The following is a 24,505-nucleotide window of genomic DNA, read 5'->3' on the forward strand; positions in this document are numbered from 1 at the left end:
CACTGTCACAGGAGACACCATGTCGCTCAGCCGCAGGGACTTCGCCAGAAAATCCGCGATCACCGGTGCCGGAGTCGCGCTCGCCGGCAGCGTCGGCGCCCTCGCCACCGCCCCCGGCGCCCTCGCCGCCACGGACACCGGCAGCGCGGACGGCGAGTCGGCGAGCGGGCACGGGCACCACGGCGTCGGCTACGGCCCCCTGCTCCCCGACCCCGACGGCATCCTCGCGCTGCCCGCCGGGTTCAAGTACCGGGTCATCACCTACAGCGGGAAGACCAGGCTGGAGTCGGGCGAGTTCACCCCGTCCAACCACGACGGCACCGCCACCTTCGACGGCCCGCGCGGCACCACGCTCCTCGTCAACAACCACGAACTCGCCGGGGCCCGCGCCCAGTGGCCGCACCCGGTGCCGCTCACCGAGGGCCTCGTCTACGACCCGGCCGCGGCCGGCGGCTGCACCGTCGTCGAGGTCCGGCGCGGCGGCGAGGTCGCCGAATGGGTGGGCATCGCCGGCACCGCCACCAACTGCGCGGGCGGCAGCACCCCGTGGGGCACCTGGCTGACCTGCGAGGAGACCGAGGACAAGGCCGGAAAGAACGGCTTCACCAAGGACCACGGCTACGTCTTCGAGGTCGACCCCGAGGACCGCCGGGCCAACCGCGACCCCAAGCCGGTCAAGGCCCTCGGCCGGTACGCCCACGAGGCCGTCGTCGTCGACCCCAAGCGCGGTCACCTCTACCTCACCGAGGACGCCTCCGGCCCCAACGGCCTGCTCTACCGCTGGACCCCGCCGGAGGGCTTCCGCCACGGCCGGGGCAAGCTGCGCACCCTCGCCGACGACGCCGGTGTCCTGCAGGCCTTCAAGTGCTTCGACTCCGGCGGCAAGTTCGTCGACGACCTCTCCCGCGCCACGAGGACCGGCACGGTCTACGGCGTCGACTGGGTCACCGTCCCGGACCGCGACGCCAAGCAGGTCTCCACCCGCAAGCAGTTCGGCGAAGGCCAGATCACCCGCGCCCGCAAGCTCGAGGGCATGTGGTGGGGCGACGGCGGCGTCTACATCGTCTCCTCCTACGCCCGTGCGGAGAGCCCGGTCCAGCACGACGGCCAGGTCTGGTTCTACGACCCCAAGCGCCGCACCCTGACGCTGAAGGTCCTCATCGGCGTCAACCCGGACCCGTCCGTCGACGGCAACTTCGACGGCCCGGACAACATCACCGTCTCCCCGTACGGCGGCCTGGTCATCGCCGAGGACGGCGAGGGCGTGCAGCACCTGTTCGGCACGACGGAGAGCGGCCGCACCTACCCCATCGCCCGCAACGAGCTGAACCTCGGCACCGCCGAGGAGCCCGAGTACAGCGAGTTCACCGGCGTCACCTTCTCACCCGACGGCAGGACCCTGTACGCCAACATCCAGACGCCCGGCATCATGCTCGCCGTCACGGGCCCGTGGAAGCGGCAGCAGCGCTGAACCGGCCGGCCGCCTCCGGCCGAGCGGTGTCCTGAGGGGCGGCGGCCGGCGGCGGGCGGGGCCATGATGGAGGCGTGCCCCGCCCTCCGACGCCCGGTCCGGCCGCCGTCCCCGGGTGTCTCGCGTCGGCGCCCACGCCCCGGACCGCCGTCGCCTGGCTGCCCCCGGGCTCGCTGTGGCCGGCCGTCCAGCGGATCCGGGCCGAGCACGACCCGCAGATCCGCCGGTGGCCGCCCCATGTGAACCTGCTCTTCGGCTTCGTACCGGAGGAGGACTTCCCGGCGGCACTCCCGCTGCTGGCCGCCGCGGCCGCGGACCGCGAGCCCTTCGACATCCGGCTCGACGGCGTCCACTTCTTCCACCACCGCGCCTTCGCCACCGTGTGGCTCGACCCCGCGGCGGCCGGCCTCACCCCCTGGACGCGGCTGCGGGACGCGCTGGCGGAGCCCTTCCCGACTTGCGTGGACCGCTTTCCGCGCTTCACCCCGCACCTCTCGCTCGGCCGCACCCGTGCCCCGGGTGAGCTGGCGGCCGAGTGCGCCGCCCGGCTCGGTGTGCTGCACGCGCGCGTGGCCGGGATCTGTGTGCTGTCCCGCCGCGGTGACGGCCCCATGCGCATCCGCGCCACGATCGCCCTGGGCACCGGCGCGATCCGCCGCCGCCCCGGCCCGGACCCGGCCGGCGCCGGGTACGAGCCGCCGGACCACCGCTGACCGCCCGACGGGAGACGCTCCCGGTACTGTTCGGGAACGGCTTACGGTTCGCGAGGAGTTCCTGGATGACGCAGGCCAGACCCATGCGCGCGGACGCCCGGCGCAACTACGAGCGGCTGCTGCGGGTGGCGGCGGAGGTCTTCGCCGAGCACGGGGAGAACGCCTCGCTCGACGACATCGCCAAGCGTGCCGGAGTCGGTTCCGGCACGCTGTACCGGCACTTCCCCAACCGCCGGGCGCTGCTGGAGGCCGCCTACACCGACCGGATGGCGGCGCTCGCCGCCCGTGCCGACGAGCTGGCGGAGGACCTGCCGCCGGGAGCGGCGCTGGTCGAGTGGCTGAACGAGCTGTGCGCCGGGACGATCCGGGTGCGCGGACTGAAGGCGCTGCTGGGCTCGGCCGTGCTGGAGGCCGGGGCGGCGCCGGTCCCGGTCTGCTGCACCCCGGTCCGGGACGCGGCGGCGCGGCTGGTGGCGGCGGCCCGGGCCGAGGGCACCCTGCGGGCCGACGTCGAGCCGGTCGAACTGCTGCGCCTCGCGCACGGCGTGGCGACGGCCTCCGAGTTCGCGGACGGGCGGGGCGGGCAGATCCGCCGGTATCTGTCCCTGCTGATGGAAGGGCTCCACGGGCGGCGGGACCGGCCGGCCGGTGGGCGCCCCGCGCGGGGGCGCCCCTGACCGCCGTGGCGGGCGGCGCCTACAGCGCCCGGGCTCCCGGGTCGACCATGTTCCGCACCGTGCGCGCCTTCACGAAGTCACCCATCGCCGTCATCTCCCACTCGCCGGAGTACTGCCGGATGAGCTTGGCCATCATCACGCCGGTCTGCGGCTCGGCGCTGGTCAGGTCGAAGCGGACCAGCTCCTCGCCCGAGGCCGCGTCCACCAGACGGCAGTAGGCCTTGGCGACCTCGGTGAACTTCTGGCCGGAGAAGGAGTTGACCGTGAAGACCAGGCCGGTGACCTCCTGCGGGATCCTGCCGAGGTCGACGACGATCACCTCGTCGTCGCCGCCGCCCTCGCCGGTGAGGTTGTCACCGGAGTGCTTGATCGCGCCGTTCAGGATAGACAGCTTGCCGAAGTAGCAGCTGTCGACCGGGTTGCGCTGCGGGCCGTAGGCGATCACCGAGGCGTCCAGGTCGATGTCCTTGCCGCGGTACGCGGGCTCCCAGCCCAGGCCCATCTGGACCAGGGAGAGCAGCGGGCGGCCGCCCTTGACCAGGGACACGGTCTGGTTCTTCTGGAGGCTGACCCGGCCCTTGTCCAGGTTGATCTTCCCGCTGCCGGGCGCCGGAGCCGCGGGGGCGGCGGGTGCCGGCGGCGGGGCGGTGGGGGCCTGTGCGGCGGGGGCCGGCGGGGCGGCCGGCGGCTGCGGCGGGGCCACGGGTGCCGCGACCGGCGGTGCGGCGGCCGCGGCGGCGGGCTCCTCCACCGTCACGCCGAAGTCCGTGGCGATGCCGGCCAGCCCGTTGGCGTACCCCTGGCCGACGGCGCGGGCCTTCCACTGGCCGTTGCGGCGGTAGATCTCCATGACCACCAGCGCCGTCTCGGAGCCGAGGCGCGGGGGCGTGAAGGTGGCCAGGACGGAGCCGGCGGCGTCCCGGACGGTGGCCGTCGGCTCGATGCCCTGGAAGGTCTGGCCCGCCGCGTCGGGGCTGGCGGTGACCACGATCTTCTCGATCTCCGGCGGCACGGCGGCGGTGTCGACCTCGATCGCGTCGGGCGCGGCACCGCCACCGGACCGGTACGTCACACCGGGGCCGCCGGGCTGGTTGTAGAAGATGAAGTCGTCGTCGGAGCGCACCTTGCCGTCGGCGGTGAGCAGCAGGCCCGATACGTCGAGCCGCACCGGGGCGGCGACGTCCACCGTCACGCGGGCGGCGGAGAGAGGGATGTTCGAGCCGGGGGTCATAGCTGTCATGCCGGGTGAACGAACGGCACCGTTTTACCGTTCCCTTACCGACGGCCGGACCCCCGTTCGGCCCAGGGCACCGCTCAGGGCACCACGACGATCTTCCGGCCGACGCCCGCCGCGAACTGCTCCAGCGCCTCGGGGTAGCGCTCCAGCGGGATCCGGTCGCTGATGAAGACCTCCGGGTCCAGCACACCGTTCGCGAACAGCTCCGCCGCCCGCTCGAAGCTGTGCAGCACCGCCATGGAGCCGGTGATGGTGATCTCCTGGTTGTAGATCCGGTACGGGTCGATGGTCACCCGGGACGCGTAGTCCGCCACCCCGAACTGCAGGAACGTGCCGGCCTTCGCCACCCGGTCCAGACCGTCCTGGATGGCCGCCGCGTTGCCGGTCGCGTCGACCACCACGTCCCAGCCCCGCGGCCGGTCCAGCTCGTCCGCGTTCGCGGCCGACGCCGACACACCGAGGCGCCGGGCCGTCTCCAGCCGGGCCGGGTTGACGTCGACGACGTCCACGCTCGCCGCGCCGGTGCGCTTGGCCAGCTCCAGCATCATCAGGCCCATCGTCCCGGATCCGTAGATCAGCACATGGGCGCCGAGGCGCGAGTTGAGCACGTCGTAGCCGCGCACCGCGCAGGACAGCGGCTCCACCAGGGCCGCGTCCTCGGTGCGCACGTGCTCGGGCAGCCGCACGCAGTTCGCCACCGGGGCCACCGCGTACCGCGCGGCGCCGCCGGCCGTGGTCACGCCGATCGCGGCCCACCGCTCGCACAGGTTGTTGTGTCCGGTGCGGCACTGGCGGCACTCGTAGCAGTACAGGGACGGGTCCACGGCCACCCGGTCGCCGACCGCGACCTCCGTGACCTGGGTGCCGACGCCGACCACCTCGCCCGCGAACTCGTGGCCGGGCACGATGGGCAGCTTGGGCGCGAACTCACCCTGCAGGATGTGCAGATCCGTGCCGCACAGGCCGCACGCGGCCACTTCCACGACGACCTCGCGGGGCCCCGGCGTGGGGTCGGGCACCTCGGTGACGACGGCGCGGCCCACGGACTCGATGACGGCGGCCTTCATTTCACGGCTCCCAACGACAGGCCCTGGACCAGCTTGTCCTGGGCGGCGAACCCCGCGGCGAGCACCGGCAGGGAGATGACGAGCGACGCGGCGCACACCTTGGCCAGGAACAGGCCCTGGCTGGTGATGAAGCCGGTCAGGAAGACGGGGGCGGTCTCGGCGACCACGCCCGTCAGGACCCGGGCGAAAAGCAGTTCGTTCCAGCTGAAGATGAAGCAGATCAGCGCGGTCGCCGCGATGCCGGGGAGCGCGATCGGGGCCACCACGCGCGCGAGGACGGTGGGCAGCCGGGCTCCGTCCACGCGGGCCGCCTCGATCACCGCCACCGGCACCTCGGCGAGGAAGGACTGCATCATCCACACCGCGATCGGCAGGTTCGTGGAGGTGTAGAGGACGACCAGCAGCCAGATGTTGTCGAGCAGCCCGGCGTTCTTCGCGAACAGGTAGACCGGAAGCAGGCCCGCCACGGCCGGCAGCATCTTCGTGGACAGGAAGAAGAACAGGACGTCCGTCCACTTGCGCACCGGCCGGATCGACAGGGCGTACGCCGCCGGCAGGGCGAGCAGCAGCACGCAGACGGTCGAGACCACCGAGGCCACCGTGGAGTTGACCAGCGCGGGCCAGGGACTCGCCCCGCCACCGGTGCCGAAGAACTCGCGGTAGCCGTCCAGGGTGAGGGAGGCGGCGACGGAGGGCGGGTTGGTCGCCGCGTCCGCCTCGGAGTGGAAGGACGTCAGGGCCATCCAGGCGATGGGCAGGAAGAACACGATGCCGGCCAGCCAGGCCACCAGGCCCAGACCGGTTCCCGTGCGCACCCTGCGCTTGACGGCGGTGGCGCTCATGGGCGGGACACCTCCTCGCGGAACAGGGACGACACCACGCGCAGGGCGAAGGTCGCGATGACGATGGAGCCGATGACCACCAGGACGCCGGCGGCCGAGGCGAGGCCGTTCTCGTGGGCCTGGTAGAAGCTCTGGTAGACGGTGTAGGGCAGGTTGGCGGAGCCGAGGCCGCCGGAGGTGATCGTGAACACCGCGTCGAAGTTCTGGACGATGTAGATCGACCCGAGCAGGGCCCCGAGTTCCAGATAGCGGCGCAGGTGGGGCAGGGTCAGATGGCGGAAGATCTGCCAGTCGCTCGCGCCGTCGACCCGCGCGGCCTCGATCTGCTGCTGGTCCCGGCCCTGCAGTCCGGCCAGCAGGATCAGCATCATGAACGGCGTCCACTGCCACACCAGCGATGCCTCGACCGCGAGCAGCGGGGTGTTCGAGATCCAGTCCGGCTGTGGGCCGCCCACATAGTGCAACAACCCATTGAGCAACCCGTATTCAGGGTTGTAGAGCACATGCTTCCAGAGCAGGGCCGCCGCCACGGGCACCACCAGGAAGGGCGCGATGAGCAGGGTGCGCACGACGCCCCGGCCGCGGAAGCGCCGGTCCAGCAGCAGGGCCAGGGCCAGGCCGAGGACCAGGCTGGCCAGCACCACCGCCACCGTGAGCAGCAGGGTCGTCCACACCGAGTGGCGCAGGTCCGCGTCGGTCAGCACCTGGCGGTAGTTGTCGAGGCCGGTGAAGTGGCGGGCCCTGGGGTAGAGGGCGTTCCAGTCGAAGAAGGAGATCACCAGCGTGGCCACGAACGGCAGCTGGGTCACCACGATCATGAAGACGAGGGCCGGCAGCAGCGGGGCCCGGGTGGCCCAGGCGCGCAGCCGGGCCGGGGGGCGGCGCGCCGCCCGTGCGGGTGTGGTCGCGATCGGTGCCGTGGTCGTCGCTGTCATCGTCCCTCGTACTCCTCGGAGATCTTCTCGGCGAGCGCCTGTGACTTCCGCAGGGCCGAGTCGACGGACTGGCGTCCGGCGATGGCCGCGCTGATCTCCTGGGAGACCTTGGTGCCGAGGTCGGTGAACTCGGGGATGCCGACGAACTGGATGCCGGGCGCGGGCCGCGGCTGTACGCCGGGGTCGTTCGGGCGGACCCCCTCGATGGCCCTCCGGGTCATCTCCTGGAAGGCGGCGGCCCACTTGCGGTAGTCGGCGTTCGTGTAGGTCGACGCCCGCTTGCCCGCGGGGACGTTCGGCCAGCCGCTGGTCTCGCCGACCAGCCGCTCGTAGCCCTTGCTGGACGCCCAGGACACGAACTTCCAGGCCTTGTCGGGGTTGCGGGAGGCCTTCTGGATGCCCCAGGCCCAGGTGTAGAGCCAGCCGGAGGAGCCGGTCCGCTCGACGGGGGCGGGAGCGTAGCCGAGCTTTCCCCTGACCGGGGACTTGGCCGCCTCCAGCAGGCCGGCGGCGCTCGTGGCGTCGTACCACATGGCGACCTTGCCCTGGGTCATGCCGTTCAGGCACTCGGCGAAGCCGGACTGGGCGGCGCCGGACTCGCCGTGCTCACGCACCAGATCGACATAGAACTTTGTCGCCTTCTCGAACTCCGGGGAGTCCAGCCGTGCCTTCCAGCCCTTGTCGAACCAGGTGCCGCCGAAGGTGTTCACCACGGTGGTGAGCGGCGCCATCAGCTCGCCCCAGCCGGGCAGTCCGCGCAGGCAGATCCCCTTCATGCCGGGCCGGGCGCCGTCCGTCCTCGCGGCGAGGTCGGCCACCTGGTGCCAGGTGGGGTGGGCGGGCATGGTCAGGCCCTTCGCCGCGAACACGTCCTTGCGGTACATCAGGAAGGACGACTCGCCGTAGAAGGGCTGTCCGTAAAGCTTGCCGTCGTCCGCCGTCAGGGACTGGCGCATCGGCTTCAGCACGTCCTGCTCGTCGTAGGAGGTGTCCTCGGCGACGTAGCCGTCCATGTCGTGCAGCCAGCCGTTGCGGGCGTAGATCGGTATCTCGTAGTTGGACAGGGTGGCCACGTCGTACTGGCCGGCCTGGTTGGCGAAGTCCTGGCTGATCTTGTCGCGGACGTCGTTCTCGGGCAGGACCGTGAAGTTGACCCTGATGCCGGTCTCCTTGGTGAAGTGGGCGGCGGTCAGCTTCTGCAGCTCGGTCATCTGGGGGTTGTTGACCATCAGCACGTTGATGGAGTCGCCGCCGGAACCGGTCCCGCCCGCACCGGCCCAGCAGCCGGAGAGCAGCGGGGCGAGCAGCGTCCCCGCGGCGGCCATGGCGAGCGTGGCTCGCGGCCTCCGTCGGCTCGGGATGCGCATGGATCGCTCCTGGAGATATGGGGAGATAAGGGGTGTTCGAGGGCGCGTGAGTGCCCGTGGGGAAGGTGATGCGGAGTTGCGGGCCCGGATCTCCGGGCCCGGCCGTTCAGACCCGGATGACCTGCGGGCCCAGCAGGGAGTAGCGGTGGGCCTCGGTGGCCGGCAGCAACGTGCTCGTCACGATCGCCTCCAGTGCGCCGATCTCGGCGAACCGGCAGAAGCTGACCGCTCCGAACTTGGTGTGCACGCCCGCGAAGACGGTGCGCCGTGCGGCGCGGACGGCCTGGGTCTTCACCTCGCTGACCGCGGGATCGGGGGTGGTGAGCCCGTGGTCGCGGGAGATGCCGTTGGCCCCGATGTAGGCCAGGTCGATCACGAAGCCGGCCAGCATCCGGGTGGCCCAGTGGTCGACGGTCGCCAGCGTGCCGGCCCGGACCCGCCCGCCGAGGAGCAGGACCGACACGTTGTCGGCCTCGGCCAGGGCGCCCGCGACCGGCAGGGACGCGGTGACCACGGTCAGCGGCCGGCCTGTCGGCAGGGACTCGGCGATGAGCTGCGGGGTGAAGCCCTCGTCCACGAAGACCGTCTCCGCGTCGCCGAGCAGTTCCGCCGCGGCGGCCGCGATCCGGCGCTTCTCGGGGACGTGGCTGGTGGCGCGGACGGCGAGCGTCGTCTCGAAACCGGCGCTCTCGACCGGATAGGCGCCACCGTGCGTCCTGCGGACCAGGCCGTGGTCCTCCAGGGCGCGCAGGTCGCGCCGGACGGTCTCCTTGGCCACGCCCAGTTCGGCGGCGAGCGCGGTGACGTCGACCGAGCCGGTGCTGCGCGCGGCCCGCACGATCTCGCGCCGGCGTTCCTCCGCCGTCCTGGCGCTCATGTCGTCACCCACTTCCCCGCCGAGCTGCCCGTTCGGGCCCATGGGGGAAGTTCTACAGCGGGTGTGCGGCGCTGACCAGGTCTGTTCCGGGCCCGATCCTGCCCGGCTGTGCCCGTTCGGGGTGTGCCGTGCCCGTCGCGGACCTGCGGGGCCGTCCCGCGCGAGGTGGGATCGGGCGGCCCGGATGCCCGGACGCGGCGGCGGGCGGGCCCGTTCGGTGCCCGCCCGCCGTCGTGGGCGACCGTTTCCGGCCTCGGGGGCCGGTCGCGTCAGTACGGCCAGATCGGCGGGTCGTTCACGAAGTGGCCGCCGAGGTGGCTGTGCGCGGGGTTCGCCGGGTCGAGTTCGCCCTGCTCCGCGATCAGCTTCTCCGCGTACGGCTCGGAGTCGTCCTGGGGGTCGTAGCCCAGCGCCCGCGCGGTCGTGAGGTCCCACCACAGGCGGGTGTTGGCCGAGGAGCCGTGGACCACGGTGTGGCCGACCCCCTCCGCGGTCAGGGCCGCGTGGAAGAGGCGGGCGCCGTCCCGCGGGCTCATCCACACCGAGAGCATGCGCACACTGGTCGGCTCCGGGAAGCAGGAGCCGATGCGCACGGAGACGGTCTGCAGGCCGTGCTTGTCCCAGTAGAGCTGGGCGAGGTCCTCGCCGAAGGACTTGGACAGGCCGTAGAAGGTGTCCGGGCGGCGCGGGGTGTGGACGGGGATCAGCGTCTCGCCCGGGCGCGGGGCCGGGGTGAAGCCGACGGCGTGGTTGGAGGAGGCGAAGACGATCCGGGGCACACCTTCGAGGCGGGCGGCCTCGTACAGGTTGTAGGTGCCCTCGATGTTCGACCTCAGGATCTTCTCGAACGGCGCCTCCAGGGAGATGCCCGCGAGATGGATGACCGCGTCCACGCCCCGCACCGCCTCGCGCAGCGCGTCCGGGTCGGTGAGATCCGCGGTGACGGCGTCCGGTTCGCCCTCGACGGGCCGCACGTCGAACAGGCGCAGCGTGTAGCCGTAGTCCGGCAGCAGGGACCGCATCAGGGTGCCGAGCCCGCCGGCGGCGCCGGTGAGCAGAACGGTGCGGGGAGCGGGCATCCTCGGTCTCCTTGATCGCCTCTGACGAGGGGTGAACGGCCGTGCGCGCGGACATCATTCATATGGACGTCATTCACATGCGTGGACACGCTAGAAAGCGGTGGCGGATCCAGTCAAGTGTGCCGTGGAGTGGGTAAATCCGGTGTCGTGTTGCGGGTTCGCACGCTTGACCCGGGCCGAAAGGGGCCCGTAGCGTGCAGGTGTTCAGAAATATAGACGTCGATCAGAAGTATGCACCGACAGGGAGCGCTCGTGACGCCAGCCCCTCTCGCCGCCCGGCTCCGCGATCCGAGCGGGCCGCTGTTCTTCCCCGTCACGGCCTACGGCCCCGACGGCTCCGTCGACCTCGACGTCTACCGCGCCCATGTGCGGGAGGGCGTCGCGGCCGGTGCCGCCGCCGTCTTCGCCTGCTGCGGCACCGGGGAGTTCCACGCGCTGCTGCCCGAGGAGTTCGAGGCCTGCGTCCGGGCGGCCGTCGAGGCGGCCGGAGGCCGGGTGCCCGTCGTCGCCGGGGCCGGTTACGGCACCGCGCTCGCCGTCCGCTACGCGCGCACCGCCGAGGAGGCGGGCGCCGACGGGCTGCTCGCGATGCCCCCGTACCTCGTCCTCGCCGGCCAGGAGGGCCTGCTGCGGCACTACCGGGAGATCGCCGCCGCCACCGCCCTGCCGGTCATCGTCTACCAGCGCGACAACGCGGTCTTCACCCCGCCGACCGTCGTCGGGCTCGCCCGCACCGAGGGCGTCATCGGCCTCAAGGACGGTCTCGGCGACCTGGACCTGATGCAGCGGATCATCAGCGCGGTGCGCACGGAGGCCCCCGGCGGCTTCCTCTACTTCAACGGCCTGCCGACCGCCGAGCAGACCCAGCTCGCCTACCGCGCACTCGGCGTCACCCTGTACTCCTCGGCCGTCTTCTGCTTCGCCCCGGAGATCGCCCTCGCCTTCCACCGGGCGCTGCGCTCGGGCGACGAGGCCACCGTGCGGCGTCTCCTGGACGGGTTCTACCGCCCGTTCGTGGAGCTGCGCGCCGAGGGCCGCGGCTACGCGGTCTCGCTCGTCAAGGCCGGCGTGCGGCTGCGCGGCCTGGACGTGGGCGAGGTCCGCCCGCCGCTGCACGAGCCGGGCGAGGACCACGTCAAGCGGCTCGCCCGGCTGATCGAGCGCGGACACGCGCTCCTGGAGGGGGAGGCGTGAAGGCGTCGGCGTTCCTGTACCCCTGGGACGTGGCCGGGGACCCGCGGGCCCCCGCGCGGATCGCCTCGCTCGGCGCGGAGCAGGTCACCCTGGCCTCCGCCTACCACTCCACCCGCGCCCTGACCCCCCGCCACCCCCGCCACCGCATCGTGACGGCGGAGCACGCGGCCGTCCTCTACCCGCCGGGCGAGCGCTGGGCGGGCCGCGCACTGCACCCGTACCCCGCCGGACGCTGGGCCCCCGGCGACTCCTACGGCGAGGCCGCCGGGGCGCTCGCGGCGGCGGGCCTCGAGGTGCACACCTGGGTCGTCCTCGCCCACAACTCCCGTCTGGGCGCCGAACATCCGGACACCTCGGTGGTCAACGCCTACGGCGACCGCTACCCGTGGGCGCCCTGCATCGCGCAGCCCGCCACGCGCGCGTACCTGGTCGACCTGGCCGCCGAGGCCGCCGTCCGCCCCGGCGCGCACGGTACCGAGCTGGAGTCCCTCGGTTGGTACGGCCTGCAGCACCTGCACGCGCACGACAAGACCGCCGGGGTCGGCCTCGGGGACGCCGGGCAGTACCTGATGTCGCTGTGCTTCTGCCCGCCCTGCCGCGCCGGGTACGGCGAGCAGGGGCTTGACCCCGGCCGGCTGGCGGCCGGCGTACGCGCCGCGCTGGAACCGCTGTGGCGGGGCACCGCGGACGACGGGGGCTGGCCGTCGGTCGGGAAACTCCTCGGGGAGGACACGGCGGCCGCCACGCGCGCGTGGCGCGACACCGTCGCGCGCAGCCTCCAGGAGGAGGCCGTCGCCGCCGTACGGGCCGCGGCGCCCGAGGGCTTCCAGGTGCTGCTGCACGCCGACCCGGTGCCGTACCACTGCGGTGCCAACGCCGGAGTCGACCCCGGCCACGTCCTCGAGGTCGCGGACGGGGTGGTGGTCCCGTGCACGGGCGGTACCGGACTGCTGGCGCCCTTCGCCGGGCGGGCGGGCGGAGGGACGGTCCTGGCGGCCAACTTCACGGTGGTCACCGGGATGGGCGGCAGCCCGGGCACCCTGGCGGAGGACGCGGCCAGGGCCCGTGCCGAGGGCGCGACGGAGCTGCGGCTGTATCACGCCGGGTTGGCGTCGGACGACGACCTGTCCGCGGTGCGGGAGGTGCTCTCGGGGCGGTGAGCCAGGGCGGCCGCCGTCGCGAGCAGCGCGGCCCCGTAGAGCGGCAGCAGCAGCCCCGGGCCGGTCAGTTCGACCAGGCCGGCCCCGAGGGCGAGTCCCAGCACGTTCGGCGTGAGGACCAGCGTGCCGGCGGTGGCCGTCACACGGCCGAGCAGCGGGCCGGGCGTCACCCGCTGGACCGCGGTGAACGCGGCCACCAGCACGCAGGGCAGGCCCAGACCGCTCGCCGCGCCGGCCGTCAGGACCACCGGGTCCGACGGCACGGCCCGCGCGGCGACCGCGATCCCGGTCAGCGCGATCCCCGCCGCCGCGAACCGGCGCGCGCCCAGCCGGCGCAGCGCGGGCCCCGAGACCAGCCCGGCCGCCACCGAGCCGCCGCCCTGGAACGCGTACAGCACACCCGCGTACGCGGGGGAGTGGCCGAGCCGGTCGACGACGGCGTACACCGTGGAGCCCGCGAGTGCGGCCAGCAGCATGGCCGTACCGCCCGCCGCGACCAGGGGGCGCAGCACGGGGTGGCCCCACAGGTGCCGGACGCCCCGCGCGATCTGCCGCCGCGGGCCGCCACCGGCCCGTGCGGGCCGCTCCTCGCGCACCCGCAGCAGGGCGTACAGGCCGGCGGCCAGCACGAAGGTGACGGCGTCCAGGCAGGCCACGGCCGGGCCGCCGTGGAGCGCGTAGAGACCCGCTCCCGTCAGCGGGGCGACGAGCTTCATGCCCTCCGTGACGGTCGTCCGCAGCCCGTTGAAGTCGCCGAGGAGGTCCGGCGCGACGGCGGAGGCGACCAGGGCCGACTCGGCGGCGTCGTGGACGACCCCGACGGTGCCGTACAGGAACAGCACCGCGAACAGCAGCCAGAGGCGGCCGGGGGAGTCGACGGTGAACAGGGTGAGGAGCAGCGCCGCCAGGCCCAGGTTCGACGCGACGAGCAGGGGCTTGCGGCGCGTCCGGTCGGCGAGCGCGCCGAGCACCGGCCCGGCCGGCGTGGGAGCCCACATGGCGAGCGCGCACAGGGCGGCCAGGCCCTCGGACCCCGTGAGGTCCTTCGCCCACACGCCCGCCGCCAGCCACAGGGAGGAGGTGCCGAAGGCGGACACCAGCACGCCGGCGAGGTACAGCACCGCGTTGCGGTCGCGCAGGACGCGGACCAGGGACCAGGAAGTCGTCATGCCTGCTCATCGTGGGCCTAAGGCGGCGGCCTGGCATCGGCAGGATGCCCTAGGGTCTTTCGTTCGGATCAGACCGGATCAGGGAGCGGGGTCCGGTGCCGTGCGTCGCGAGGCGGAGGAGGGCGACGTGGCGGAGCCATGGCAACCGACGTCGACGCGGCGAGGCGCGGTGCCAGGGCCCGCGAGCCCGGCATGACCCGAACGAGAGGCCCTGGTCGCGAGCGCGGGACGGCGGTGGCCGTCCGCCGTCGGAGTGGCCGGCCGGCACCGATGAGTTCCGGTGGGCCGGACGGTCAACCCTTCGTACCGACAGCGCGAACTGGAAGGAACGTCCCATGACCATGGTGGATCTCGGCCCGCAGACCCGGATCGTGGCACGGCTCGCCGAGGCCGTGGCCGACGAGCGGCTCACAGCCGTCACGCCGTGCCCGGACCTGCCGGTGCGGAACCTGCTCGGCCACATCCTGCACCTGTCGGTGGCCTTCCGGGACGCCGCCCGCAAGGACCTCGGCGCGACGACCGACACCAGTCCCGACGCAGCCGTCCCGGACATCGGCCCCGGCTGGCGCGAGGACCTGCCGAAGGCGCTGGACGAACTGGCCGACGCCTGGCGCGACCCGGCCGCCTGGACCGGCTTCACCCGGGCCGGCGGCATCGACCTGCCCGGCGAGGTCGCGGGCGCCGTCGCCGTCGACGAACTGGTGATCCACGGCTGGGACCTGGCCCGCGCGACGGGGCAGCCCTACGACCCCGACCCGGACGCCCTCGACACGGCACACCGCTTCCTCCTCGCCGCCGCCGAGGACGCCGGCCGCGGCGGCGGCATCTTCGGCCCGGTCGTCCCGGTACCGCAGGACGCGTCCCTGCTGGACCGGGCGGTGGGACTGAGCGGCCGGGATCCGGGGTGGCGGCCGTGACGCCCGGCCGCCACCCTCGGAAGCGGTACTGATCGGCAGCGTGCCGCGCGGCAGCCGCCGGCACCGCCGCCGGCCGTGCCGCCTCCGGTGCCGGAGCGCCCCGCTCCGGGAGCCCGGCGGCACGGCCCCGTCCTCGCCCGAACCGGCCGGGGCCCGGCGCCGCACCCCGTACTCTCCGTGCTACGCCGCTCACCCTCACCGTTCTCGGCGCCGCCTCCCCGCACCCCGGTCCCGACCGGCCGTGCTCCGGGTACCTGCTGGCCGGCGGGGGCGCAGAGGTGTGGGTGGACGCGTGGCCCGGGACGTTCGCCGCGTTGCAGCGGCACACGGATCCCGCCCGGCTCACCGCGATCTGGATCTCGCCCCTGCACGCCGACCACAGCGCCGATCTGCTCGCCGCCGCCTACGCCTTCGCGTTCGGCGGGATGACCCCCGCCGCGCCCGTACCGGTGTACGCGCCGCAGGACTGCGCGCGCCGGCTTGCGGGCTTCTTCGGGCGCCCGGACACCGAGTTCCTGAGGGGCGTCTTCGACTTCCGGGCCCTGTACGACGGCCACGACGTCCGGCACTGGAACCTCCGGCTCACCGCCCGCGCCGTCGCCCACGACACCGAGGCGTACGGGCCGCGCGCCGAATGCCAGGGGAGTGTGCTCGCCTACTCGGGGGACAGCGGCCCCTGCGCCGCGCTCGGCGAACTCGCGGCCCGCGCCGACCTCTTCCTGTGCGAGGCGGACATCGACGTGCATCGCGGCGGCGAACACTTCCCGCAGGTCCACCTCACCCCCGAGGACGCCGGCCGCGTCGCCCGGGAGGCACGGGTGCGCGAGCTGCTCGTCACCCACGTCGGACCCACCCTCACCCGGGCCGCGGCCACCACCCGCGCCGCCGAGGTCTCCGGCCGGCCCACCCGCGCCGCCGTGGAGGGCGACACCCACGCCGTCTGAGACGCCTCCCGGCGACCTCCAACTCCCTTTGTCAGAAGCATTGACGAAACACGGCCCCCCTCCTACCTTCAACGCGTCGTACTTCGTACGTCATATATGAGACGCGATACGCGAGATCCGAGAGGGCCGTATGACCTCTGTGCCCACGCCGATCCCGTCCCGCACGCAGTACGTGCTGGACGCGATCAAACACCGCATCCTCACCGGGCAGCTGACGCCCGGTCAGGCCCTGGTCGAGACGGAACTGGCCGCGCAGTTCGGGGTGTCCAAGACCCCGGTGCGGGAGGCCCTGAAGACCCTCGCCGGGACCGGGCTCGTCGTGATGAGCCAGTACAAGGGCGTCACGGTGCGCATGGTGGACGCGGACATGGCGCGCGAGGTCTACGACGTCCGGCTGCTGCTGGAACCCGAGGCCCTGCGCCGGGCCGTGCGGCGCGGGGCGTCCCTCGACGCCGCCCGCGACGCGCTGGCCCGCGCCGACTCCGCCGGCGACACCGCCGAACGCTCCCTGGCCAACCGCCGGTTCCACCGCGCCCTGTACCTGCCCTGCGGCAACCCGCTGCTCGGCCGGATGCTCGACGAGGTCCGCGACCAGGCCGCCCTCGTCGCGGCCGTGGCCTGGGCGGCCGACCCCTCCTGGGAGCGGGAGGCCGCCGAGCACCGGGACATCCTGCGGCTCGCGCTCGAGGGTGACGCGGACGGCGCGGCGAGCGCCCTGCACGCCCACATCGCGTCGTTCGTGCGGCGGGCGATCCCCGAGCCCCACCCAGAGGAAGGCCAGGAATGAGCAGCGTGACGTTCGAGACCCAGCGGGCGGCCCTGGCCGACGTGGTGGCCATCCCGGTGACCCCGTTCGCCGAGGACGGCTCCGTCGAGCGGGAGACCCACCGGGCCCTGCTGCGCCGGCTGCTCGACGGCGGGATCACCACCATCACCTCGAACGGGAACACCGGCGAGTTCTACGCCCTCACCCCCGAGGAGCGCCGTCTCGTCACCGAGCTGACCATGGACGAGGTCGGCGACCGTGCCGTGGTCCTGGTCGGCGTCGGCCACGATCTGCCCACCGCCATCGACTCCGCCCGGCACGCCCGCGACACCGGAGCCGCGATGGTGATGGTCCACCAGCCCGTGCACCCGTACGTCTCGGCCGCCGGCTGGGTCGACTACCACCGCGCGATCGCCGAGTCCGTGCCCGAGCTGGGCGTGGTGCCGTACATCCGCAACGAGCGGCTGGCCGGCGCCCGCCTCACCGAACTCGCCGACCAGTGCCCGAACGTCATGGGCGTCAAGTACGCCGTCCCGGACGCCGCGTGCTTCGCCGGCTTCGCCCGGGACGCGGGGCTCGACCGCTTCGTGTGGGTCGCCGGCCTCGCCGAGCCCTACGCCCCCTCCTACTTCTCGGCCGGCGCCACCGGCTTCACCTCGGGACTGGTGAACGTCGCCCCGGCCGTCTCCCGCGACATGATCGAGGCGCTGCGGTGCGGCGACTTCCCGGCCGCCATGAAGGTCTGGGAGCAGATCCGCCGCTTCGAGGTACTGCGCGCCGCCCACGGCAACGCCAACAACGTCACCGTCGTCAAGGAGGCGCTCGCCGCGCTCGGCCTGTGCCGCCGGGACGTCCGCCCGCCGAGCAAGCCGCTGCCCGCGGACGAGCGCGCCGAGGTCGCCGCCATCGCCGCCGGATGGTCGATATGAACGCGCCCCGCAGAGCCCCGGAGGAGCTCCGGAGCCACCAGTGGTACGGCACCGACGGCCTGCGCTCCTTCAGCCACCGCGCCCGCACCCGCCAGCTCGGCTACCTCCCCGAGGAGCACCTCGGCAAGCCGGTCATAGCGATCCTCAACACCTGGTCCGACATCAACCCCTGCCACGTCCATCTGCGCGACCGCGCCCAGGCCGTCAAGCGCGGGGTGTGGCAGGCGGGCGGCTTCCCGCTGGAGTTCCCGGTCTCCACCCTCAGCGAGACCTTCCAGAAGCCGACCCCGATGCTCTACCGCAACATGCTCGCGATGGAGACGGAGGAGCTGCTGCGCTCCTACCCCGTCGACGGCGCGGTGCTGATGGGCGGCTGCGACAAGTCCACGCCCGCCCTGCTCATGGGCGCGGCCTCGGTGGACCTGCCGGCCGTCTTCGTCCCGGCCGGGCCCATGCTCCCCGGTCACTGGCGCGGCGAGGTCCTCGGCTCCGGCACCGACATGTGGAAGTACTGGGACGACAAGCGGGCCGGGCTCATCGGCGACTGCGAGATGACCGAGCTGGAGAGCGGCCTGGCCCGCTCGCCCGGCCACTGCATGACCATGGGCACGGCGTCCACACTGACCGCCGCCGCCGAGGCGCTCGGGGTGACCGTGCCGGGCGCGTCGAGCATCCCGGCGGTGGACTCCGGGCACGACCGGATGGCGGCCGGGGCGGGCATGACCGCCGTCGAACTGGTCCACCGGGACCGCCGGCTGAGCCGGATCCTCACCCGCGAGGCCTTCGAGGACGCCGTCACGACCGTCCTCGGCCTCGGCGGCTCCACCAACGCCGTGATCCACCTGATCGCCATGGCCGGGCGGGCCGGGGTGCGGCTCACCCTGGACGACTTCGACCGCATCGCCCGCACCGTCCCCGTCCTCGCGAACGTCCGCCCCGGCGGACAGCGGTACCTGATGGAGGACTTCCACTTCGCGGGCGGCCTGCCCGGCTTCCTCTCCCGGATCCCCGACCTGCTCCACCTGGACCGGCCGACGGTGTCGCACGACACCCTGCGCGAGCAGCTCTCCGGAGCCCGGGTGCACGACGAAGACGTGATCCGGCCCCGGGACAACCCGGTCGCGAGCGAGGGTGGGGTCGCGGTGCTGCGCGGCAACCTCTGCCCGGACGGCGCCGTCATCAAGCACATCGCCGCCGAGCCCCACCTGCTCCGGCACACCGGCCCCGCGGTCGTCTTCGACGACTACCGGGCGATGCAGCGCACCATCAACGACCCGTCCCTGGGGATCACCGAGGACAGCGTGCTGGTGCTGCGCAACGCCGGACCCAAGGGCGGCCCGGGCATGCCCGAGTACGGCATGCTCCCCATTCCGGACCACCTGCTCAAGCAGGGCGTGCGGGACATGGTGCGGATCTCCGACGCCCGGATGAGCGGCACGAGTTACGGCGCCTGCGTGCTGCACGTGGCTCCGGAGTCGTACATCGGCGGACCGCTGGCGCTGGTGCGCACCGGTGACCTCATCACCCTGGACGTCGAGGGGCGCACGCTCCGACTCCACGTCGACGACGCCGAACTGGAGCGCAGGCGGGCCGCATGGACGCCGCCGCCCGCACGGTACGAGCGCGGCTACGGCTCCCTCTACAACGAGCAGATCACCCAGGCCGACACCGGCTGCGACTTCGAGTTCCTGGCCCGTCAGGGCACCGTGCCGGACCCCTACGCCGGCTGACCCCGCCCCACCCCCTCCCACGACGGAAGTGCTTCACCCATGCGTGGACAGCAAGCGCTTCCCATGCCCGCCGTACTGCCCCACTGCGAACGGAGAAGAGTCATGGCCCAAGCCGCAGCCGTGGCGAAATCGCCCGCGCCACCCCGGCGGCGCCGTGCCTCCGCGACACCGCGCAGGCTGCCCTACCTGCTGATCGCGCCCGCCGCCCTGCTGATGCTGGGATTCATCGCCTACCCGGTGCTCAGCGTCTTCTACTACAGCCTGCGGAACTACAACCCCACCAAGCCCTGGCGGAACGGCTTCGCGGGCCTGGACAACTTCACCCAGGCCTTCAGCCACGACCCGCAGTTCTGGGACACGCTGACCTTCAGCGCCAAGTGGGTCGTCGTCGAGGTCGGACTGCAACTGCTGTTCGGCCTGGCCCTGGCGCTCATCGTCAACCAGACCTTCGTGGGCCGCTCGCTGGGCCGCGCCCTGGTCTTCTCCCCCTGGGCCGTCTCCGGCGTGCTGACCTCGGTGATCTGGGTCCTGCTCTTCAACTCCCAGACCGGCATCACCCGTTACCTCGCCGACATCGGGATCGGCTCCTACGGCACGAGCTGGCTCTCCGACACCTCGACGGTCTTCCCGGCGGCGGTGGTCGCCGACCTCTGGCGGGGCGTCCCCTTCTTCGCCATCCTCATCCTCGCCGACCTGCAGTCCGTCTCCCGGGACCTGTACGAGGCCGCCGAGGTCGACGGGGCGAGCCGTCTCCAGCAGTTCTGGCACATCACCCTGCCCCACCTGAAGGACGCCATCGTCCTGTCCACGCTGCTGCGCGCGGTGTGGGAGTTCAACAACGTCGACCTGCTCTACACCCTGACGGGCGGCGGACCGGCCGGCGAGACCACCACGCTGCCGCTCTACATCGCCAACACCAGCGTCGACGCCCACAACTTCGGCTACGCCTCCGCCCTGACGACGGTGGCGTTCGTGATCCTGCTCTTCTGCTCGATGGTCTATCTGCGGCTGAGCAAGTTCGGAGGTGAGACCAAGTGATCACCGAGATCGCTCCCGCACCCGAGCGGGCCGTGTCCGAGCCGGCCCGCCCGCGCGGCAGGCGCCGCGCCTGGGACGAGGTGCCCCGCTGGCAGATCTACCTCCCGCTGTCGGTCTACCTGCTGTTCACCCTGGTCCCCTTCTACTGGATCCTGCTCTTCGCCCTCCGCCCGGCCGGCTCCACCTCACTGGTCCCCTGGCCGGTGACGTTCGAGCACTTCGGCAAGGTGTGGACCGACCGCGGCTTCGGCACCTACTTCGCCAACAGCGTCTACGTCGGCCTCGCCACCCTCGTCCTCACCACGGTGGTCGCCCTGGCCGGCGGCTACGCCCTCGCCCGCTTCGACTTCCGCGTCAAGCGCGGCTTCATGCTGGCCCTGCTCTGCTCCCAGTTCGTGCCCGGCGCGCTGCTGCTGGTGCCGCTCTTCCAGATCTTCGCCAAGCTGTCGATGATCAACTCGCTGGGCAGCGTGATCATCGCCGAGACCGTCTTCCAGCTTCCGCTGTCGATGATCCTCATCAGCGGGTTCATCCGGAACGTGCCGTACTCCCTGGAGGAGGCCGCCTGGGTGGACGGCTGCGACCGGCTCACCGCCTTCCGGATCGTCGTCCTGCCGCTGCTGCGGCCCGGGCTGATCGCCGTCGGCTCGTTCGCCTTCGTGCACGCCTGGAACCACTTCCTGTTCGCCCTGATGTTCCTCTCCGACCAGGGAAAGCAGACCATCCCGGTCGGTCTCAACACCCTGATGAGCGCCGACAGCGTCGACCTCGGCGCGCTGGCCGCGGGCGGCATCATCGCGGCCGTACCGGTGGTCGTCGTGTTCGCCTTCATCCAGAAGTGGCTGATCACCGGCTTCAGCGCGGGGGCGGTGAAGGGATGACCGTCCCCATCGTGCTGGCGGGCGCGCGCGGTCACGGCCGCTGGCATCTGGACAACATCCGCCGGCTCCAGGCGAAGGGCACCGTCCGGCTGGCGGGGATCTGCGAACTGACCCCGCTGGGCGAGGACGAGATCCCGAACGGCCTCGGCACGCCCGAGCAGTCCGCCGACTTCGGGGCGCTCCTCGACTCCACCGGAGCCAGGGCCGCCGTCGTCTGCACACCGATCCCCACCCACACCGATCTGGCGCTGACGGCCGCCGGACGGGGCGTGCACCTGCTGCTGGAGAAGCCGCCCGCGCCGTCCTACGCCGAGTACCGCCGGATGGCCGACGGGATCGCCGCGGCCGGGGTCGCCTGCCAGATCGGTTTCCAGTCGCTCGGCTCGCACGCCGTGCCCGCCATCCGGCGGCTGCTCGCCGAGGGCGCGATCGGAGAGGTCACCGGGGTCGGCGGTGCCGGGGCGTGGGCCCGGGACGAGGCCTACTACCGGCGGGCGCCCTGGGCCGGACGGCGGCGGCTGAACGGCGCCGACGTGGTCGACGGGGTGCTCACCAACCCGCTCGCGCACACGGTCGCCACCTCCCTCGCCCTGCTCGGCACCACCCGGGCCGAGGACGTCACCGGCATCGAGGCCGAGCTGCTGCGGGCGAACGACATCGAGTCCGACGACACCTCCTGCGTCCGGGTGAGCACCACGCGCGGCCCGGTCACGGTCGCCGCGACCCTGTGCGCCGAGCAGCCGGGGGAGCCGTACGTCCTGGTCCACGGCAGCAGGGGCCGGATCACCTTCTGGTACAAGCAGGACCGGATGCTGCTCCAGCGGTCCGGACACGGCCCGCGGGAGATCTCGTACGGCCGTGACGACCTGCTGGAGAACCTGGTCGACCACCTCACCGACGGCACTGCGCTGCTGGTCGCCCCGGAGGAGACCGGCGCCTTCATGAAGGTCGTCGAGGCCGTCCGCACCGCCCCCGACCCGCTCCCGCTGCCCCGGAGCGCCTGGTGCCCGCTGCCCGGCGCGGACCGCCGGGTCGTGACCGGCGTCGACGGCCTGGTCGCGGCCTCGGCCGACACCCTCGCCCTCTACTCCGAGCTGGGCGCCTCCTGGGCCCTCCCGAAAGAGGTGAGCACCTGATGTCCCACGACACGCCCGTTCTGCGGGTGGCGGGCCGGCCGGTCGGCCGGTACGTCGTCCGGCCCGAGCTGCCGGCCCGCCTCGCCCCCCGCCCCTATCTGCACCCCGTCACCACCCTGGCCGGCACGGCGGTCACCGAACTGGGCCCCGCCGACCACGCACACCACCTCGGCGTCGGTGTCGCCGTTCCCGACGTCGAGGGGCACAACTTCTGGGGCGGGCGCACCTTCGTCCGCGACCGGGGCCCCACCGAGCTGGAGAACCACGGCGCCCAGCGGCACACCGCCTTCCAGCTCCTGGACCCCGGCGGCTTCGTGGAGGAGCTGCGCTGGGTCGCCGCCGGGAGCGAGCTGCTGCGCGAGCGCCGTACCGTCGCCGCCACCGGACTCGGCCACCGGGCCTGGGCGCTGGACCTCACCTTCTCGCTGACCAACGTCACCGGGAACCCGCTCTCCCTCGGCAGCCCCGCCACCAACGGGCGCCCCGGCGCGGCCTACGGGGGCTTCTTCTGGCGGGCCCGCAAGGAGCCGCGGGCACCGGAGGTCTTCACCGCCGACCGCGAGGGCGAGGCCGAGGTGCACGGCGGGCGCGCCGACTGGGTCGCGCTGGCATCGGACGGCTGGACGCTGGTCTTCGCCGGGGCCACCGAGGAGACCCGGCGGGACCCGTGGTTCGTGCGGGCCGCCGAGTACCCCGGGGTGGGCTCGTCGCTGGCCTCCGCCGAACGGCTGCCGGTGCCGCCCGGCGAGAGCGTCGTACGCCGCGTCGTCACCGTGGTCGCCGACGGACGGCTCGACCGGGCCGAGGCGTCCGCGCTGGTCCGCGGGGCGGTGAGCCGGTGACGGCCGGCACGTACGAGAACCCGGTGCTGGACGCCGACTGGTCCGATCCGGACGTGGTCCGCGTCGGCGACGACTTCTACCTCACCGCCTCCAGCTTCGGCCGCGTCCCCGGCCTGCCGCTGCTGCACTCGCGCGACCTGGTCCACTGGACCCTGGTCGGCCACGCCCTCGAACGCCTGGAGCCGGAGGAGGAGTTCGCCGTCCCCCGGCACGACCGGGGGGTCTGGGCGCCCTCGATCCGCCACCACGACGACCGCTTCTGGATCTTCTGGGGCGACCCCGACCAGGGTGTCTTCCAGGTCAACGCCCCCGGGATCCGCGGCCCCTGGACCCGCCCGCACCTGCTCAAGGCGGGCCGCGGCCTGATCGACCCGTGCCCGCTGTGGGACGAGGAGACCGGCGAGGCCTACCTGGTGCACGCCTGGGCCGCATCCCGCTCCGGCGTCAAGAACCGGCTCACCGGCCACCGCATGCACCCCGACGGCACCTCGCTGCTGGACGAGGGCGAGGTGATCGTCGACGGGGACCGCATCCCCGGCTGGTTCACCCTGGAGGGGCCGAAGCTCTACCGGCACGACGGCTGGTTCTGGATCCTCGCGCCCGCGGGCGGCGTGGAGACCGGCTGGCAGGGCGCCTTCCGCTCGCGCGGCTTCTTCGGGCCGTACGAGGAACGGACCGTCCTGGAGCAGAAGGACACCGAGGTCAACGGGCCGCACCAGGGCGGCTGGGTGCGCACGGCGGCCGGCGAGGACTGGTTCCTGCACTTCCAGCGGCGCGGGGCCTACGGCCGGGTGGTCCACCTCCAGCCGATGCGCTGGGGCTCCGACGGCTGGCCTGTACTGGGCGACGACGGCGCGCCCGTCGCCGTGCACCGCCGGCCGGACCTCCCGCCGCAGCAGCCCGCCGCGCCCGCCACCGACGACGACTTCCCCGGCGGACGGTACGGCCGCCAGTGGCAGTGGACCGCCAATCCGGGCGAGGGCTGGGCCACCCAGCACTCCGCGGACGGGCTGCGGCTGGCCTGTGTCCGCTCGGCCGACGCCCACGACCTGCGGCGGCTGCCGAACGTGCTCACCCAGCGGCTGCCCGGCTCCCCCTGCGCGGTGGAGGTCGAACTGCGCCTCGACGGCGGCGAGCCGGGGGCGCGGGCGGGACTCGCGGTGCTCGGTGACGCCTTCGGCTGGATCGGGCTGGAGCGGGGGACCGACGGGACGGCCCGGCTCGTGCACCGGTTCGCCGAGGCCGTGGCCGGGGCCGAGCGGGACGCCGGGGTGCCGTGCCCGGTGCCCGCCGGACGGGCCCGGCTGCGCGTCGAGATCGGATCCGGGGCGCGCTGCCGGTTCCACTGCGACGCCGGGGACGGCCCGCGCTCCTCCGGGCCGGTGTTCGCGGCCACCCCCTGGCGCTGGGTGGGCGCCCTGCTCGGCCTGTTCGCCGTCGCCCCCGGGGGACCGGGGCCCACCGGGACGGCGACGTTCACCCGGTTCCGGATCACTCCTTCCGGTCCGCGGGCGCGGACCGGTCACTGACCCCA

At 73.3% G+C, this 24,505-nt stretch carries 23 protein-coding genes; 15 read left to right on the plus strand and 8 right to left on the minus strand.

Going from position 1 to position 24,505, the window contains the following annotated elements:
- Positions 1–19 precede the first annotated feature (19 nt).
- The 3 genes from ACZ6B1_RS23625 (at position 20) to ACZ6B1_RS23635 (ending at position 2,861) form a co-directional block, all read left to right on the plus strand.
- The gene (locus tag ACZ6B1_RS23625) at positions 20–1,471 is read left to right on the plus strand and encodes an alkaline phosphatase PhoX (RefSeq protein WP_468781336.1); all 1,452 of its coding nucleotides are present in this window, start codon (positions 20–22) and stop codon (positions 1,469–1,471) included.
- Between the two features lie 74 nt (positions 1,472–1,545).
- Entirely contained in the window at positions 1,546–2,184 is a 639-nt protein-coding gene (locus ACZ6B1_RS23630; RefSeq protein ID WP_468781338.1) for a 2'-5' RNA ligase family protein, read from the plus strand.
- Between the two features lie 65 nt (positions 2,185–2,249).
- Positions 2,250–2,861 carry a TetR/AcrR family transcriptional regulator gene (locus ACZ6B1_RS23635; RefSeq protein WP_468781340.1) on the plus strand — a complete coding sequence of 204 codons (612 nt, stop codon included), beginning with the start codon at positions 2,250–2,252 and terminating at the stop codon, positions 2,859–2,861.
- Between the two features lie 19 nt (positions 2,862–2,880).
- On the opposite strand, the gene ACZ6B1_RS23640 is transcribed toward ACZ6B1_RS23635, so the two are convergent.
- From ACZ6B1_RS23640 to ACZ6B1_RS23670, 7 genes are all read right to left on the minus strand, one after another.
- Positions 2,881–4,092: a TerD family protein gene (locus tag ACZ6B1_RS23640; protein WP_468781567.1), complete on the minus strand. Its 1,212-nt coding sequence runs from the start codon at positions 4,090–4,092 to the stop codon at positions 2,881–2,883.
- An 83-nt stretch (positions 4,093–4,175) separates the two neighbouring features.
- Positions 4,176–5,165, minus strand: coding sequence for a zinc-dependent alcohol dehydrogenase family protein (locus tag ACZ6B1_RS23645; RefSeq protein WP_468781342.1), 990 nt, complete (start codon positions 5,163–5,165; stop codon positions 4,176–4,178).
- Complete coding sequence (locus tag ACZ6B1_RS23650; RefSeq protein ID WP_468781344.1) at positions 5,162–6,007, minus strand: carbohydrate ABC transporter permease; 846 nt, start codon at positions 6,005–6,007, stop codon at positions 5,162–5,164. Before ACZ6B1_RS23650 ends, ACZ6B1_RS23645 begins: the two co-directional genes overlap by 4 nt.
- Positions 6,004–6,942, minus strand: a complete 939-nt coding sequence (locus ACZ6B1_RS23655) for a carbohydrate ABC transporter permease (RefSeq protein ID WP_468781346.1) — start codon at positions 6,940–6,942, stop codon at positions 6,004–6,006. The genes ACZ6B1_RS23650 and ACZ6B1_RS23655 overlap by 4 nt, the downstream gene beginning before the upstream one ends.
- Complete coding sequence (locus tag ACZ6B1_RS23660; protein ID WP_468781348.1) at positions 6,939–8,309, minus strand: ABC transporter substrate-binding protein; 1,371 nt, start codon at positions 8,307–8,309, stop codon at positions 6,939–6,941. Before ACZ6B1_RS23660 ends, ACZ6B1_RS23655 begins: the two co-directional genes overlap by 4 nt.
- Before the next feature lie 106 nt (positions 8,310–8,415).
- Positions 8,416–9,186 carry a DeoR/GlpR family DNA-binding transcription regulator gene (locus ACZ6B1_RS23665; RefSeq protein WP_468781568.1) on the minus strand — a complete coding sequence of 257 codons (771 nt, stop codon included), beginning with the start codon at positions 9,184–9,186 and terminating at the stop codon, positions 8,416–8,418.
- Positions 9,187–9,455: 269 nt separating this feature from the next.
- Positions 9,456–10,265 (minus strand): NAD-dependent epimerase/dehydratase family protein, encoded by an 810-nt coding sequence (locus ACZ6B1_RS23670; protein WP_468781350.1) that lies wholly within the window; start codon positions 10,263–10,265, stop codon positions 9,456–9,458.
- Positions 10,266–10,517: 252 nt separating this feature from the next.
- Between ACZ6B1_RS23670 and ACZ6B1_RS23675 the strand changes: the two genes are divergently transcribed.
- Positions 10,518–11,459, plus strand: a complete 942-nt coding sequence (locus ACZ6B1_RS23675) for a 5-dehydro-4-deoxyglucarate dehydratase (protein ID WP_468781352.1) — start codon at positions 10,518–10,520, stop codon at positions 11,457–11,459.
- Positions 11,456–12,619: a hypothetical protein gene (locus tag ACZ6B1_RS23680; protein ID WP_468781354.1), complete on the plus strand. Its 1,164-nt coding sequence runs from the start codon at positions 11,456–11,458 to the stop codon at positions 12,617–12,619. Before ACZ6B1_RS23675 ends, ACZ6B1_RS23680 begins: the two co-directional genes overlap by 4 nt.
- On the opposite strand, the gene ACZ6B1_RS23685 is transcribed toward ACZ6B1_RS23680, so the two are convergent.
- Complete coding sequence (locus tag ACZ6B1_RS23685) at positions 12,556–13,788, minus strand: MFS transporter (RefSeq protein ID WP_468781356.1); 1,233 nt, start codon at positions 13,786–13,788, stop codon at positions 12,556–12,558. The two genes, ACZ6B1_RS23680 and ACZ6B1_RS23685, sit on opposite strands and share 64 nt — an antisense overlap.
- A gap of 335 nt (positions 13,789–14,123) precedes the next feature.
- Here ACZ6B1_RS23685 and ACZ6B1_RS23690 point away from each other — a divergent pair, with 335 nt between their 5' ends.
- From ACZ6B1_RS23690 to ACZ6B1_RS23735, 10 genes are all read left to right on the plus strand, one after another.
- Positions 14,124–14,705, plus strand: coding sequence for a TIGR03086 family metal-binding protein (locus ACZ6B1_RS23690; protein ID WP_468781358.1), 582 nt, complete (start codon positions 14,124–14,126; stop codon positions 14,703–14,705).
- A gap of 284 nt (positions 14,706–14,989) precedes the next feature.
- Positions 14,990–15,649 (plus strand): MBL fold metallo-hydrolase, encoded by a 660-nt coding sequence (locus ACZ6B1_RS23695; RefSeq protein WP_468781360.1) that lies wholly within the window; start codon positions 14,990–14,992, stop codon positions 15,647–15,649.
- Positions 15,650–15,779: 130 nt separating this feature from the next.
- Complete coding sequence (locus ACZ6B1_RS23700) at positions 15,780–16,436, plus strand: GntR family transcriptional regulator (protein ID WP_468781362.1); 657 nt, start codon at positions 15,780–15,782, stop codon at positions 16,434–16,436.
- Positions 16,433–17,344 carry a dihydrodipicolinate synthase family protein gene (locus tag ACZ6B1_RS23705; protein WP_468781363.1) on the plus strand — a complete coding sequence of 304 codons (912 nt, stop codon included), beginning with the start codon at positions 16,433–16,435 and terminating at the stop codon, positions 17,342–17,344. Before ACZ6B1_RS23700 ends, ACZ6B1_RS23705 begins: the two co-directional genes overlap by 4 nt.
- Complete coding sequence (gene araD, locus ACZ6B1_RS23710; protein WP_468781365.1) at positions 17,332–19,074, plus strand: L-arabinonate dehydratase; 1,743 nt, start codon at positions 17,332–17,334, stop codon at positions 19,072–19,074. The genes ACZ6B1_RS23705 and araD overlap by 13 nt, the downstream gene beginning before the upstream one ends.
- A 102-nt stretch (positions 19,075–19,176) precedes the next feature.
- Positions 19,177–20,112, plus strand: a complete 936-nt coding sequence (locus ACZ6B1_RS23715) for a carbohydrate ABC transporter permease (protein WP_468781367.1) — start codon at positions 19,177–19,179, stop codon at positions 20,110–20,112.
- Positions 20,109–20,993 (plus strand): carbohydrate ABC transporter permease, encoded by an 885-nt coding sequence (locus tag ACZ6B1_RS23720; RefSeq protein ID WP_468781368.1) that lies wholly within the window; start codon positions 20,109–20,111, stop codon positions 20,991–20,993. The genes ACZ6B1_RS23715 and ACZ6B1_RS23720 overlap by 4 nt, the downstream gene beginning before the upstream one ends.
- On the plus strand, positions 20,990–22,129 hold the full coding sequence (locus ACZ6B1_RS23725; protein WP_468781370.1) for a Gfo/Idh/MocA family protein: 1,140 nt from the start codon (positions 20,990–20,992) through the stop codon (positions 22,127–22,129). Before ACZ6B1_RS23720 ends, ACZ6B1_RS23725 begins: the two co-directional genes overlap by 4 nt.
- On the plus strand, positions 22,129–22,971 hold the full coding sequence (locus tag ACZ6B1_RS23730) for a DUF6807 domain-containing protein (RefSeq protein ID WP_468781372.1): 843 nt from the start codon (positions 22,129–22,131) through the stop codon (positions 22,969–22,971). The genes ACZ6B1_RS23725 and ACZ6B1_RS23730 overlap by 1 nt, the downstream gene beginning before the upstream one ends.
- Positions 22,968–24,500, plus strand: coding sequence for a glycoside hydrolase family 43 protein (locus ACZ6B1_RS23735; protein WP_468781374.1), 1,533 nt, complete (start codon positions 22,968–22,970; stop codon positions 24,498–24,500). Before ACZ6B1_RS23730 ends, ACZ6B1_RS23735 begins: the two co-directional genes overlap by 4 nt.
- The last annotated feature ends 5 nt before the right edge of the window (positions 24,501–24,505 follow it).

Source organism: Streptomyces sp. NPDC041129 (genome assembly GCF_055592265.1).